Annotated in this window: 15 protein-coding genes and 1 pseudogene; 3 read left to right on the top strand and 13 right to left on the bottom strand. The window is 58.3% G+C overall.

Annotated features, from left to right (window positions below):
• Window positions 1-39 precede the first annotated feature (39 nt).
• The 8 genes from HMPREF2849_RS06925 to map all read right to left on the bottom strand — a co-directional run bounded on the left by HMPREF2849_RS06925 (window position 40) and on the right by map (window position 5,840).
• Window positions 40-930: a tRNA pseudouridine synthase A gene (locus tag HMPREF2849_RS06925; RefSeq protein WP_042388414.1), complete on the bottom strand. Its 891-nt coding sequence runs from the start codon at window positions 928-930 to the stop codon at window positions 40-42.
• A gap of 293 nt (window positions 931-1,223) precedes the next feature.
• Window positions 1,224-1,694: a 50S ribosomal protein L17 gene (gene rplQ / locus HMPREF2849_RS06920; protein WP_016422080.1), complete on the bottom strand. Its 471-nt coding sequence runs from the start codon at window positions 1,692-1,694 to the stop codon at window positions 1,224-1,226.
• A gap of 37 nt (window positions 1,695-1,731) precedes the next feature.
• Complete coding sequence (locus HMPREF2849_RS06915; RefSeq protein ID WP_016422079.1) at window positions 1,732-2,757, bottom strand: DNA-directed RNA polymerase subunit alpha; 1,026 nt, start codon at window positions 2,755-2,757, stop codon at window positions 1,732-1,734.
• Between the two features lie 73 nt (window positions 2,758-2,830).
• Window positions 2,831-3,436: a 30S ribosomal protein S4 gene (gene rpsD / locus HMPREF2849_RS06910; RefSeq protein WP_005509964.1), complete on the bottom strand. Its 606-nt coding sequence runs from the start codon at window positions 3,434-3,436 to the stop codon at window positions 2,831-2,833.
• 24 nt (window positions 3,437-3,460) lie between these two features.
• Entirely contained in the window at window positions 3,461-3,865 is a 405-nt protein-coding gene (gene rpsK, locus HMPREF2849_RS06905; RefSeq protein WP_016422078.1) for a 30S ribosomal protein S11, read from the bottom strand.
• Between the two features lie 3 nt (window positions 3,866-3,868).
• Window positions 3,869-4,237 (bottom strand): 30S ribosomal protein S13, encoded by a 369-nt coding sequence (gene rpsM / locus HMPREF2849_RS06900; protein WP_005509836.1) that lies wholly within the window; start codon window positions 4,235-4,237, stop codon window positions 3,869-3,871.
• Between the two features lie 296 nt (window positions 4,238-4,533).
• Entirely contained in the window at window positions 4,534-4,755 is a 222-nt protein-coding gene (gene infA / locus HMPREF2849_RS06895) for a translation initiation factor IF-1 (protein WP_016422077.1), read from the bottom strand.
• A 284-nt stretch (window positions 4,756-5,039) separates the two neighbouring features.
• Window positions 5,040-5,840, bottom strand: coding sequence for a type I methionyl aminopeptidase (map, locus tag HMPREF2849_RS06890; protein ID WP_049190406.1), 801 nt, complete (start codon window positions 5,838-5,840; stop codon window positions 5,040-5,042).
• Window positions 5,841-5,977: 137 nt separating this feature from the next.
• On the opposite strand from map, the gene HMPREF2849_RS06885 reads away from it, so the two are divergent.
• A complete protein-coding gene (locus tag HMPREF2849_RS06885; RefSeq protein WP_070545638.1) occupies window positions 5,978-6,559 on the top strand; it encodes a hypothetical protein in 582 nt (193 codons plus the stop codon).
• Between the two features lie 171 nt (window positions 6,560-6,730).
• On the opposite strand, the gene HMPREF2849_RS06880 is transcribed toward HMPREF2849_RS06885, so the two are convergent.
• Both HMPREF2849_RS06880 and secY read right to left on the bottom strand, forming a co-directional pair.
• Window positions 6,731-7,282 carry an adenylate kinase gene (locus tag HMPREF2849_RS06880; RefSeq protein ID WP_005509947.1) on the bottom strand — a complete coding sequence of 184 codons (552 nt, stop codon included), beginning with the start codon at window positions 7,280-7,282 and terminating at the stop codon, window positions 6,731-6,733.
• Window positions 7,282-8,619 (bottom strand): preprotein translocase subunit SecY, encoded by a 1,338-nt coding sequence (gene secY, locus HMPREF2849_RS06875; protein ID WP_070862799.1) that lies wholly within the window; start codon window positions 8,617-8,619, stop codon window positions 7,282-7,284. The genes HMPREF2849_RS06880 and secY overlap by 1 nt, the downstream gene beginning before the upstream one ends.
• Before the next feature lie 349 nt (window positions 8,620-8,968).
• Between secY and HMPREF2849_RS11580 the strand changes: the two are divergent.
• Window positions 8,969-9,628: pseudogene (locus tag HMPREF2849_RS11580) on the top strand (6-carboxyhexanoate--CoA ligase); the annotation flags it as partial.
• Between the two features lie 48 nt (window positions 9,629-9,676).
• Window positions 9,677-10,828, top strand: coding sequence for an aminotransferase class I/II-fold pyridoxal phosphate-dependent enzyme (locus tag HMPREF2849_RS11575; RefSeq protein WP_370545759.1), 1,152 nt, complete (start codon window positions 9,677-9,679; stop codon window positions 10,826-10,828).
• A 102-nt stretch (window positions 10,829-10,930) separates the two neighbouring features.
• On the opposite strand, the gene rplO is transcribed toward HMPREF2849_RS11575, so the two are convergent.
• From rplO to rpsE, 3 genes are read right to left on the bottom strand one after another with little or no spacing between them, the layout of a single operon-like run.
• The gene (rplO, locus tag HMPREF2849_RS06865; protein ID WP_016422071.1) at window positions 10,931-11,377 is read right to left on the bottom strand and encodes a 50S ribosomal protein L15; all 447 of its coding nucleotides are present in this window, start codon (window positions 11,375-11,377) and stop codon (window positions 10,931-10,933) included.
• 7 nt (window positions 11,378-11,384) lie between these two features.
• Window positions 11,385-11,570 (bottom strand): 50S ribosomal protein L30, encoded by a 186-nt coding sequence (gene rpmD, locus HMPREF2849_RS06860; protein ID WP_070604493.1) that lies wholly within the window; start codon window positions 11,568-11,570, stop codon window positions 11,385-11,387.
• 5 nt (window positions 11,571-11,575) lie between these two features.
• Window positions 11,576-12,193, bottom strand: a complete 618-nt coding sequence (gene rpsE / locus HMPREF2849_RS06855) for a 30S ribosomal protein S5 (protein WP_005510059.1) — start codon at window positions 12,191-12,193, stop codon at window positions 11,576-11,578.
• Between the last annotated feature and the right edge of the window lie 5 nt (window positions 12,194-12,198).

The raw sequence follows: 12,198 nt of genomic DNA, 5'->3' as shown, positions 1-12,198 counted from the left end.
GGTCACTTCTTCAGGGAATATTACCGAGAGCTTGTACATTTAAGCCTCGTCCCCATCTGTCCGGGCATCACGACGCTCGCGGGTCTGCTCCGCCCTGGCCGCCAAATCAGCATCGCCGGGGTAATCAACACCTACCAGGCTGAGCCCACGCGCCTCTGCCACCGGGACCAACGGGGAACGCTTCCCTTCACTCAACAACTGTTCAGTGAATCCAACCGCACGTCGCCCCTCACCGACACTAAGGCAGGCCCCAACCAGTGAGCGCACCATAGACCAGCAGAACGCGTCGGCAGTCACATGGGCCTCGTACAGCTCTGGTTCTTCCCGCGTAGATACGTCGAACCACTGGAACCGCTGTAGATCTCTAGTGGTCGTCGCATGTGGCTTGTGTCGACAAAAAGCGGCAAAGTCATTGAGCCCCAGTAGGGCATCAGCCGCCACCTGCATGCGGTTGATGTCCACTGACCGCCGCCAGTGGGCCGTATCGCGAGCACGGGTAGGAAGCGGGCCACTGACGCAACTAGTGACGCGATAGACATAGTGCCGACGTAACGCGGAAAAGCGGGCATCGAAACCCGGGGGCGCAAACGAGGTGCCCCGAAGCGTCACGTCCGCGGGCAATAGTCGCGCTACACGACGAACCAAATTACTCGGGTCCCCTGCGATAGAACGTGTGTCTAAACAGGAGACAGGAACATCTGCGTGAGCCACCTGCCCGGAGGCATGAACACCGGCATCTGTACGACCGGCCACAGTCAGTTGCACGGGAGTGCGCAACACCTTCTCCAAAGTGGATTCCAACGTCGCCTGCACAGTCCGCACCGGTTCTCCAGTAGGCTTATCGCGCTGAGCAGCCCAACCATGGAAATCGGTCCCGTCATAGGCAATGTCAAAACGCAACCGAACCAGGTCGGAGTCGGTGCTCCCCATAGCGGCTCGATCGGGAGAATCGCACGGGGTATCCGGAGTCGTTGGAGTAAGTGATGTCACGGTTAACAGATTGTAGCCGGGACCCCGGATTAGATAATCAGCAGTTTCCACCGCAGGGTCTCCGTATTGCTCTCAATGTTGGTGCGTAATCCGTCGGTGTAACCGGAGGCAGAACTGGAGTCGGGCGCTATGCACCGTCGTCAAGCACAAAGAACCCCCGGAAGAGCGTTCAGATATGAACTGCTCAACGGGGGTTCAAAGCTGTGACGGTCAGAAGCCGTCAGCGAGGGGAATTACTCCTCCTCTGCAGCCTCAGCCTCAGTAGCCTCAGCCTCTTCGGCCTTTGCCTCTTCAGCCTGCTTGGAAGCAGCAGCGCGAGTTGCGCGAGTTGCCTCAGCAGTTGCGGTCTCTTCCTCAACCAGAGCAATCAGAGAGATCGGGGCATTGTCGCCCTTGCGGTTACCCAGCTTGATGATGCGGGTGTAGCCGCCGTCGCGATCAGCGAACTGCGGACCAATCTCGTCGAACAGCTTCTTAACTGCGTAGTTGTCGTTAAGCAGCTTTGCAACGTTGCGGCGATCTGCGAGAGTGCCGCGCTTTGCCTTGGTGATCAGCTTCTCAACGTACGGACGCAGCAGCTTGGCCTTGGTGTCGGTGGTCTTAATCTTGCCGTGCTCGATGAGCTGCTTCGCGAGGTTGGCCAGAATCTTCTTCTGGTGCGAAGCGGAGCCGCCGAGACGGGAACCCTGCTTAGGGGTAGGCATAGGTATCTCCTCGTTTTAATGAAGTCGCGTCGGTGAACTACTCGTCGTAGCCAGCGCTTGCGCCATCAGTCCAGTCAGCGTCATCGCCCGAGGCAGCGTCCAAATCAGCGACAGCAGCCGGGTCGAAGTTGTTCGGGGAATCCTTCAGAGCGAGGCCAAGCTCAGCGAGCTTCTCCTTGACCTCATTGATGGACTTGTCACCGAAGTTGCGGATATCCAGCAGATCCGACTCGGTACGAGCAGCGAGCTCACCGACAGTGTGGATCTCCTCACGCTTGAGGCAGTTGTAGGAGCGCATAGAGAAGTCCAGATCCTCAATCGGAGTCTGGTACGCAGCGACATCCTCAGCCTCGCGCGGGCTCGGGCCAATCTCGATGCCCTCAGCAGCCTCGTTCAGCTCACGTGCCAGACCGAACAGCTCAACCAGAGTCTTGCCTGCCGACGCCATCGCGTCGCGGGCGGTGATCGAGTTCTTGGTCTCGACATCGATGATCAGCTTGTCAAAGTCGGTGCGCTGCTCAACACGAGTAGCCTCCACCTTGTAGCTGACCTTCAGAACTGGCGAGTAAATCTGGTCCATCGGAATGCGGCCGATTTCGCCACCGGAGTTCGGGGTCGCCGGCACGTAGCCACGACCACGCTCAACGATCATCTCAATATCCAAGCGACCGGAATCATTGAGAGTAGCGATGTGGTGGTCCGGGTTATGAATCTCCACACCTGCTGGGCACTCAATGTCTGCAGCGGTCACCGCGCCTGCACCTTCGCGACGCAGGTAAACGGTAGCCGGCTCATCGAACTCGCTCGAGAGCACCAGACCCTTGATGTTCAGGATGATATCGGAGACATCTTCCTTCACGCCCGGGATAGTGGTGAACTCGTGCAGCACACCGTCAATGCGGATGCTGGTGACTGCAGCGCCCGGAATGGACGACAGCAACGTACGACGAAGGGAGTTACCGAGGGTGTAACCGAAACCTGGCTCCAGCGGCTCGATAACGAACCGGGAGCGAGAGGAATCAATGTAGTCCTCAGTCAGCGTTGGGCGCTGGGAAATGAGCATTTTCGAAAATCCTCCAGGTGGCGACCGCTATATGACGCCATAGGGAATGAATGGATGCAAGCGAAGTTGGTTATTACTTCGAGTAGAACTCGACGATCAGCTGTTCCTGAAGCGGAATGTCGATCTGTGCGCGTTCCGGGGTCTGGTGCACGAGGATGCGCAGGGACTCAGGAACAACCTGAAGCCATGCCGGGACGACAGCGTCGACCAGGTTCTCCTGTGCCTCTTCGAACCAAATCATCTTCTGCGACTTCGGGCGCACGTCGATGATGTCGTACTGGCTTACCTGGAAGGACGGCACGTTGATCTTCTTACCGTTAACGGTGAAGTGGCCGTGGGAAACCAGCTGACGAGCCTGGCGACGGGTACGAGCCAGACCAGCGCGGTAGACAACGTTGTCGAGACGCGACTCCAGCAGGACGACGAGGTTATCGCCAGTCTTGCCCGGACGACGGTGAGCCTCGGCGTAGTAGCGACGGAACTGCTTCTCCATCACGCCGTAGGTGAAACGTGCCTTCTGCTTCTCCTGGAGCTGGAGCAGGTACTCCGACTCCTTGATACGAGCGCGGCCAGCCTGCCCCGGAGGGTAGGGACGACGCTCAAAGTTCATGTCGCCACCGACGAGGTCGACGCGGAGACGACGGGACTTACGGGTTGCGGGACCGGTATAACGGGCCATTTCTGTTCTCTCCTTACCCTATTCCTAGACGCGACGACGCTTCGGCGGACGGCAGCCGTTGTGCGGCTGAGGGGTCACATCCGAGATCGAGGACACCTCAAGGCCAGCGGCCTGGAGGGAACGGATGGCGGTTTCGCGGCCCGAACCCGGACCCTTAACGAAAACGTCAACCTTCTTCATACCGTGCTCCATGGCCTTACGAGCAGCGTTCTCGGCGGCCATCTGAGCAGCGAACGGAGTGGACTTACGAGAGCCCTTGAAACCGACGTGACCAGAGGAGGCCCACGAGATAACAGCGCCCTTCGGGTCCGTGATGGACACGATGGTGTTGTTGAAGGTGGACTTGATGTATGCGTGGCCCTGAGCCACGTTCTTCTTTACAACGCGACGGCCGGTACGACGGCCGCGTGCGGACTTCGGAGCTGCCATGTTTTACTTCTTCTTTCCGGCGATCGTCTTCTTCGGACCCTTACGCGTACGAGCGTTGGTCTTGGTGCGCTGACCACGGACTGGCAGGCCACGACGGTGGCGCAGACCCTGGTAGGAACCAATCTCAATCTTGCGGCGGATATCAGCCTGAACCTGGCGGCGGAGGTCACCCTCGACCTTCCAGGTAGCTTCAATCACGTCACGCAGCGCAGCAACCTGCTCATCGGTGAGAGCGTCGGTGCGCAGATCCGGAGAGATGCCGGTCTTCTCCAGCAGCTCATTGGCACGGGCGGGGCCGATGCCATAGATGTAGGTAAGAGCGACCTCCATACGCTTGTTGCGTGGCAGGTCAACTCCAGCAAGGCGTGCCATACGGCAATTTCCTTCCGGTTGATGCGGTGGTTTACTCCACTGCCATCCTTCCCAGACCCGGCTTACTCGGTCGGACGCCGAGTCGCGCAAGTGTTATAGAAAGGCTCCAGCCACCGTTGCCGGAGGTATTCTCGCTTACTTCTGTGGAAAAGCTTTCATAAAGAACCGCCGCGCTAATCTGCTGAGACACCCGGTCTCAACATCACGCGGCCGTCACCAGAAGCAGCTAGGACGGTGGAGTTTCTGTCTAGTTAGTAAATAAGCCCATAACCACTACCAACAGTGGTCAGGTCGATTTACTTGTAGCGGTAGACGATTCGCCCACGCTCGAGATCGTACGGAGAAAGCTCCACTACGACTCGGTCTTCCGGGAGAATACGGATGTAGTGCTGGCGCATCTTGCCACTGATATGGGCGAGCACCTTGTGCCCGTTGTCCAGCTCCACTCGGAACATCGCGTTCGGCAAGGGTTCGACGACGCGACCCTCAACCTCAATTGCGCCTTCCTTTTTAGCCATGTCCTCCACGTCTCTCTGGCGGATACCCGGGACAATCCCGGCACCAGTTGGGAAATCTCTACTCTGCCTGGTGTTTTAGCAGTTCCGTGCAGGGATAATCATCACTGCAGCGACACTGCGCCCACACCATCGCCCAACTTTACACGCGACCTGCGTTTTTACCAAATACGACCACTATGGGACCGGTTGCAAGCGACGGCAGGCGGGTGCGCTCCACGCGCTCAGAATTCATCGCAGCTTTTATGGCAACATTCTGACCTTTCGCGTGGCCTCTCACGCACTAGTTATTCATATCGAGGAGTCAAAATACGGGGGCCGTCCGCTGTGGCGGCAACTGTGTGCTCCCAATGGGAGGCCGGCATTCTATCGGCGCTGACGACCGTCCAGCCGTCGTCAAGCTCATCACTACCCCACTCGCCGCCGAGAATGAGCATCGGTTCAATGGCCAAAACGGAGCCTTCGACGATGCGGGGCCCCTTTCCTGCTTTGCCTTCGTTGGGAAGGAAGGGATCCATGTGCATCTCGCGCCCAATGCCGTGCCCGCCGTATCCATCGACGATGCCGAGTTCAATATCGTGGCGCAGTTCAGCCTCACGGGTGGCCATTTCAAGCGCATACGAAATATCGGTGAGGCGAGCGCCCGGCACCATGGCCTTAATACCTTCGGCGAGGACCTCTGATGTCGCAATGTTCAGCTTTTCGACATCGTCACTCAGCTTTCCGACGCCGAAAGTAAGTGCCGAATCGCCGTGCCAGCCATCCAGGATTGCGCCACAGTCAATTGAGACTAAATCACCATCGGCGAGAACCGTAGACGAAGACGGAATGCCGTGGACAATTACTTCGTTCACTGATGCGCAGACAGATGCCGGGAAGCCTTCGTAGCCAAGGAAGGACGGCGTTGCGCCAGCATCGATAATGACCTGGTGCGCAATCTCATTGAGATCTGCCGTGGTGACCCCTGGCTTAGCGGCGTCTCGGCAGGCTAGCAATGCACGACCGACGATCTCGCCGGCCGCTTGCATCGCATCCAATTCTCCCTCGGTGCGGGCAGGAACTACTTTGCGGCGGCGTCGAAAACTCATCACGCTGGTTGAGTCTACTCTGCCCCAGAAGGGAACCACCGGCTAGCTGTACCCCGCCACCTACGAGGGCGCCGCTCGGATCGCTGCCACTTCCGAGAAATTTACACCCAAAGATGAGCTGCCCTACGATAACTGGCATGCATTCACTGTTGAAGTCCGCGCAGACTGCGGGCGTTGTTATTGCTGCCAGCTCGCTTTTCCTGGTTGGCGCATGCTCAAGCAACCCCGAGCCGTCGCCGGCGCCGACTGTCCCCTCCACTTCCCCTGCCGCAGAATCGCCGGAGGCCCCTGGAAGCACCTCGGGTTTCATGGGCACCTCTGCACTGCCTGAGTCGCTCCAAAACTTCACACCTGATGCAATTAAGGAGGCGATTGGCAGCTGCGTCGAGTCGGATGACTCTAAACCCGTCATTTTTGGCAGCGAGAGCGTACATGGCTTCACCTGCGTAATGGCGGTTGGCGACGGTGGCACCGCAATGCTCAGTACTGCCGAGGACCCGGCCACTGTCGAGCGCATTAACGAAAAGGCTGAGTCCGTCGAGAGCTACACGCCATACGAGCTACCCGGCAAGCACGCATTTAGCGGCATCAGCAAGGGGTCCCCTTTCGTTATGGTTATCGACGAGGATAACCGCATCTACCAAGAGTTCGTTTTCGCGAATATTGGCGCCGAGGCTGCACAGCCACTTATCGACGAAATCATTCAAGACTTCCAGTAGCCCTCACTATCGGCTGCCCCCACCCCAGCCCCAACAGCCACACACAAAAGCCGCCCTTCCAAACCTCAACGGTTCGAAAGGGCGGCTTCAACAACCATCTACAACCGGCAAACCCATCGGCCCCAGCCAGCGAAAAAGCTAGAGCGTCTAGTTACCCGGTGTGCCAGGAGCCTAGTTCAGCTTCTCCAGCTCAGCCATCGTGCGCTCGTTAATCTCCTCAACGGATCCCTCAGCGGCAATCTTGATGATCTTCTCCGAGTAGTAATCCAGCAAAGGAGCGGTCTCATTGGTGTACACATGCATGCGGTTGCGGATGACCTCTTCAGTGTCGTCTGCGCGACCACGGGCCAGCATGCGCTCGACGACGACATCCTCAGAAACGTCGAACTGTACGACCGCATCCAGCTCAGTGCCGAGGTTGGACAGCAGACGCTTCAGCTCTTCTGCCTGACCAACAGTGCGCGGGAAGCCATCCAACAGGAACCCCTTGGCAGCGTCGTCCTCATTCAGACGGGACTCGACCATACGCACAGTCACGTCGTCCGGAACAAGGTTGCCGGCGTCGATGTAGGACTTCGCCTCAATGCCAAGCGGAGTGCCTTCACCGATGTTTGCGCGAAACAGGTCACCGGTGGAGATGTGCGGGACACCGAGCTTTTCCGAGAGGATAGCTGCCTGAGTGCCCTTGCCTGCACCGGGAGGACCTACAAGTACGAGTCGCATTACTTCAAGAACCCTTCGTAGTTACGTTGCATCATTTGGCTTTCAACCTGCTTGACCGTCGTCAGCGCAACACTGACCAGAATCAGCAGGGCTGTACCTCCAAACATACCGCCTGTACCGGAGTTCGCGTCGCCAAGCCCCATATCAAGAGCGACATTTGGCAGAACAGCAATCAGCGCCAGGTACAGCGAGCCGACAGTCAGCAGGCGAATCAGGACGTAGGACAGGTATTCAGCAGTCGGGCGTCCCGGGCGGAAGCCCGGAATGAATCCGCCGTATTTCTTCATGTTCTCCGCCTGCTCGTGCGGGTCGTACTGCACGGAGGTGTAGAAGAAGGAGAAGAAGATGATCATCAGGAAGAACAGCAGAATGTACTGCCAACTGGACGGCGCCAGCAGGTACTGAATGACATTGCGCTGCCACCAGTTGTCCATGTTCGGATTCGACTGACCGGACTGAACAATCTGGGTAATCAGAACCGGCACGTAAATCAGCGAGGACGCGAAGATGACCGGGATAACACCGGCCTGGTTCACCTTCAGCGGCAGGTAGGTGGAAGATCCGCCGTACTGGCGACGACCAACCATGCGCTTTGCGTACTGCACCGGAATACGGCGCTGTCCCTGCTCAATGAAAATAACGCCGATGATGAGAATCAGCACGGCAACAATCACGGTGGCGAACACGACACCGGTAGTAGAGCGCAGAATGCTCGCTCCCTGCGCCGGCATACCAGCGGCGATGCCGGAGAAAATCAGCAGCGACATACCGTTGCCGACGCCTCGGTCAGTGATGAGCTCACCCATCCACATGACCAGCACGGCACCGGAGGTCATCACAACGACCATCACCACGAGGTCAAAGACACCCGCATCCTTAACCAGCAGCGACTGCGAGCCACCCAGCAGGGCACCTCGGTCTGCCATGGCCACAATGCCTGCAGACTGCAGCAACGCCAACGCCACTGTGAGGTAGCGGGTGTACTGGGTCATCTTTGTCTGACCCGACTGCCCTTCCTTCTTCAACTGCTCGAAGTGTGGAATCACCACCGTGAGCAGCTGGACGATAATCGAGGCCGTAATGTACGGCATAATGCCGATGCCGAAAATCGCCATCTGCAGCAGAGCGCCACCTGAGAACAGGTTGATCAGCGAGTAAACGCTGGACTGATCTTTCGAAATCTGCTCGAGCTGCGCGTTGACCAACTGGTAGTCGATACCAGGGGTTGGAATCTGCGAGCCGATTCGGTACAGAATGATCATCGTCAGAGTGAAGAAGATCTTCTTACGCAAATCGGGATCGCGCAACGCCGCAATGAGACCGGAAGCCACGTGCATCCTCCCGAGGTCAAGAAATCCGCTTCTCCCACGCTTTTCCCGAAAGACTTACCCGCTTATCCGCCAGTAGTCTCCCGTTTTAGTTAAACAACGCGGATGACGTATTCCTCAAACCTTTAATTGACAGTATTTGACGTAGTGAGTCTACCAGCGTTTCTCCACATCGTCGCAATACACCTCCATATCACCGTTAGTACAGCGCCCCGCCAATCACCTCTTTTCGCTTGACGACGATCCCAGCGCCCCCTCCCCTCTGAGCCCACGCCCCCTCACTGTGCCTCACCCAATTTTCCCAGACAAAACTTGAACAGTGTTAAAGTTTTGCTCTGTGAGTACCTACAGCATCCGCATGCGATCCAGCGCCGATGGCTGCCATATCTCTGGCGCTGAGCGTCTTGCACCGGCCGTCGAACTACCTCAGCTGGCTTCTGCAATGACTAGCCGTGCACTTCACCACGACAAGGGTCGAGCCGACACAATTCACATCACTGTGGACAAGGTTGAAGAGTCGACTATCGGCACCGTGTCCGCGTTGACTCCCTTTCTAGAGTCGAACCCCAGCCCTGAGGACGCACGCAATCTCATTGCTCAACGCCTACACGCTGCAGGCATACAAGCAGCCGACATCGCCGTCGAAATGGCCTATTCACTCACAGGTCTCCGCGGTGCCGCTCTCATCGATGCCTCCTCCGGTGAACGGCTCGACCCAAGCCCTACCCGTGGTGTACGGGTTTCCACTTTTGATGCCATCTCGCACCCCAGTAAGGACTGCACCAAGGATCATTTTCACGAGGCGCTCATCCTCGCATCTAAGGTTCACAGCGCCCCGGGTATCGTCGCAGAAATCTGCCTCTCCGATGACCCCTTTTACACGCGGGGATATCTGGCGCTGGACGGAATCTTTCACCGTATCCCCAATATCAAGGACCACGGCAGCACTCTTGGTACTCGCATCTTCATCGTTGAACCCGGCACCGATATCCCCGAGCTAATCGATTACCTGGAGAACGCGCCGGTCTACGTCGAGCTCCCAGCTGACGCCAGTTCCTCGCCGGACGTGACCGCCCCCAACAGCGACCTCTCAGCAATCGCCGCCCAAAGGAACTCGGCCTGGGCCGCTGAAGGGCTTGCCCGCACACTGCGCACTTTCGAAACCGGACAACTGCCACACAGCCGAATTGACGGAACCGACTATCTACTGTTTTCTTCTTCGGACTACCTCGGCCTGTCCACGCACCCTGAACTCATCTCAGCTGCCACCGAGGCAATTGGACATTTCGGCACCGGGTCCGGCGGCTCTCGCCTGACCACCGGCACTAGCATCCACAGCGCACTTGAGAATGAACTGGCGCAGTTCTTCGGTTTCGACGATGCCGTTCTCTTTGCGACTGGCTACCAGGCGAACCACTCAACCATCGCTGCCATCGCCACCGCCGACGTGGAAATCTTCTCCGACGCCGCCAACCATGCTTCCATCATCGACGGATGCCGCAATGCCCGAGCTAACGTCACGGTCTTTCCACATGCTGACTACCAGGCACTCGACCGTCTCCTCGCAGCATCGAGCGCCCGCCACAAGCTTGTCATCTCCGACTCCGTGTTCTCTATGTCAGGCGAGGTCATCGACGGCCCCGCACTCGAGCGCACCTGTCGCCGTCACAACGCATGGCTGATGCTTGACGACGCCCACGGCGTCGGCGTTATCGGAGAACAAGGTCGTGGCACTGCATCGCACCTGGGCATGCGCCCGGACATTGTGGTCGGCACCGCGAGCAAGGCTCTCGGTGTCGAAGGAGGATACGTTCTCTGCTCCCCACCAGTTGGCGAACTGCTACGCAATCAAGCCCGCAGTTTTGTGTACTCAACGTCGATGAACCCAGGTTCCGTCGCAGCTATCCGCGCCGCGTTGAAGCAGTTGGAGGCTGGGGACGTCGTCAAGCGATTGCAGCGTAATATTGCGCGCGTCCGCTCCCTGGTTGACGCAAAGTCAGACCCCGCATCTGCAATCATCCCACTGCCCGTTGGCGACGAAGCCGAAGCGATGGACGCCTCAGCACGGTTGGCGGAGCTCGACGTGTACATACCTGCGATTCGCTACCCGACGGTTCCCCGTGGTGAGGCAATGTTGCGTTTGACCATTACCGCGCTCCATACAGACGCTGACATTGACCAACTGGAGTGGGCTTTGCGCAACACCGGCCTGCTGTAAGCCAGCAGTTTGCGCTGCCCTCCCCTCCCCTTTCCTCCCCTCAATACAAAAAGAGCTCTTAACCACTTGGGTTAAGAGCTCTTTTGTTAAAGCTTAAATGCTTTAGGCCTCAGTGACAGAGCCGCCTGCAGCCTCGATCTTGGACTTTGCGGAGCCCGAGAACTTGGTTGCGGTGACGTTGACGGAGACGTTGATGTCGCCGTCGCCGAGGACCTTCACCGGCTGGTTAGCGCGGACAGCGCCCTTTGCAACCAGGTCGGCGATGGTGACGTCGCCACCGTTCGGGAACAGCCGCTCCAGATCCGAAACGTTGACCACCTGGAAGGTGACCTTCGCCGGGTTCTTGAAGCCCTTCAACTTCGGCAGACGCATGTGAAGTGGCATCTGGCCACCCTCGAATGCTGCCGAAACCTGCTTGCGGGCCTTGGTGCCCTTGGTGCCGCGACCAGCGGTCTTACCCTTGGAAGCCTCACCACGGCCGACGCGAGTCTTCTTCTTCTTAGCGCCCGGAGCCGGGGCCAAGTCGTGGAGCTTAATTGGTTCGCTCATGGTTTACCTACTCCCCCGCTACTTCTTCAACCTCGACCAGGTGACGCACAACGTTCACGAGACCGCGCACAGCCGGAGTATCCGGGCGAACGACGGAACCGTTGATGCGCTTCAGGCCGAGAGTGCGCAGCGAATCCTTCTGGTTCTGCTTGGTACCAGCGGTACCACGGACCTGGGTAATCTTCAGTGCCATGGAAATCACGCTCCCTGACCTGCGCGTGCGCGCAGCATACGTGCTGGGGTGACCTCTTCGAGGGACTTGCCACGACGTGCGGCGACCTCTTCAGGGCGAACCAGCTGCTTGAGAGCATCAACGGTTGCGTGAACAACGTTGATGGAGTTGTTGGTACCCAGCGACTTGGACAGAACATCCTGAACACCGGCGCACTCGAGAACCGGGCGGACAGCGCCGCCGGCAATCAGACCGGTACCCGGAGCAGCCGGGCGCAGCAGCACGATGCCAGCAGCGGTCTCACCCTGAACCGGGTGGGTGATGGTGCCAGCAATCATCGGGACGCGGAAGAAGTTCTTACGAGCCTCTTCAGCACCCTTCTGGATAGCTGCCGGTACTTCCTTGGCCTTGCCGTAGCCGACGCCGACCATGCCCTCGCCGTCACCGACGATGACCAGAGCGGTGAAGCTGAAGCGACGACCACCCTTGACGACCTTGGAAACTCGGTTGATAGTTACTACGCGCTCGATGTACTGCGAACGCTCGTCCTGCTGGCGACGGTCGTTACCGCGGCCACCACGACGGTTGTTGTTCTTGTTGTCAGCGGAGTTACGTCCGCCTTCGCGCTTATCGCGTTCCGACATCACGC

It is taken from the genome of Corynebacterium sp. HMSC073B01 (genome assembly GCF_001838255.1).
Classification (GTDB): Bacteria; Actinomycetota; Actinomycetes; order Mycobacteriales; family Mycobacteriaceae; genus Corynebacterium; species Corynebacterium jeikeium_D.
Note: the sequence above shows the minus strand (reverse complement) of the source record. Positions and strands in the feature narration are given on the sequence as shown.

Excerpts from the sequence above, each read along its gene's own strand:
- rplQ (WP_016422080.1), bottom strand. The coding sequence starts at position 1,694 with ATGCCTACCCCTAAGCAGGGTTCCCGTCTCGGCGGCTCCGCTTCGCAC.
- map (WP_049190406.1), bottom strand. The coding sequence starts at position 5,840 with ATGAGTTTTCGACGCCGCCGCAAAGTAGTTCCTGCCCGCACCGAGGGA.
- rpsE (WP_005510059.1), bottom strand. The coding sequence starts at position 12,193 with ATGTCGGAACGCGATAAGCGCGAAGGCGGACGTAACTCCGCTGACAAC.
- rpsK (WP_016422078.1), bottom strand. The coding sequence starts at position 3,865 with ATGGCAGCTCCGAAGTCCGCACGCGGCCGTCGTACCGGCCGTCGCGTT.
- HMPREF2849_RS06925 (WP_042388414.1), bottom strand. The coding sequence starts at position 930 with ATGGGGAGCACCGACTCCGACCTGGTTCGGTTGCGTTTTGACATTGCC.
- rpmD (WP_070604493.1), bottom strand. The coding sequence starts at position 11,570 with ATGGCACTGAAGATTACCCAGGTCCGTGGTACCGCTGGTACCAAGCAG.
- HMPREF2849_RS06915 (WP_016422079.1), bottom strand. The coding sequence starts at position 2,757 with ATGCTCATTTCCCAGCGCCCAACGCTGACTGAGGACTACATTGATTCC.
- rpsD (WP_005509964.1), bottom strand. The coding sequence starts at position 3,436 with ATGGCCCGTTATACCGGTCCCGCAACCCGTAAGTCCCGTCGTCTCCGC.
- rplO (WP_016422071.1), bottom strand. The coding sequence starts at position 11,377 with ATGAGCGAACCAATTAAGCTCCACGACTTGGCCCCGGCTCCGGGCGCT.
- HMPREF2849_RS06885 (WP_070545638.1), top strand. The coding sequence starts at position 5,978 with ATGCATTCACTGTTGAAGTCCGCGCAGACTGCGGGCGTTGTTATTGCT.
- rpsM (WP_005509836.1), bottom strand. The coding sequence starts at position 4,237 with ATGGCACGCCTTGCTGGAGTTGACCTGCCACGCAACAAGCGTATGGAG.
- HMPREF2849_RS06880 (WP_005509947.1), bottom strand. The coding sequence starts at position 7,282 with ATGCGACTCGTACTTGTAGGTCCTCCCGGTGCAGGCAAGGGCACTCAG.
- secY (WP_070862799.1), bottom strand. The coding sequence starts at position 8,619 with ATGCACGTGGCTTCCGGTCTCATTGCGGCGTTGCGCGATCCCGATTTG.
- infA (WP_016422077.1), bottom strand. The coding sequence starts at position 4,755 with ATGGCTAAAAAGGAAGGCGCAATTGAGGTTGAGGGTCGCGTCGTCGAA.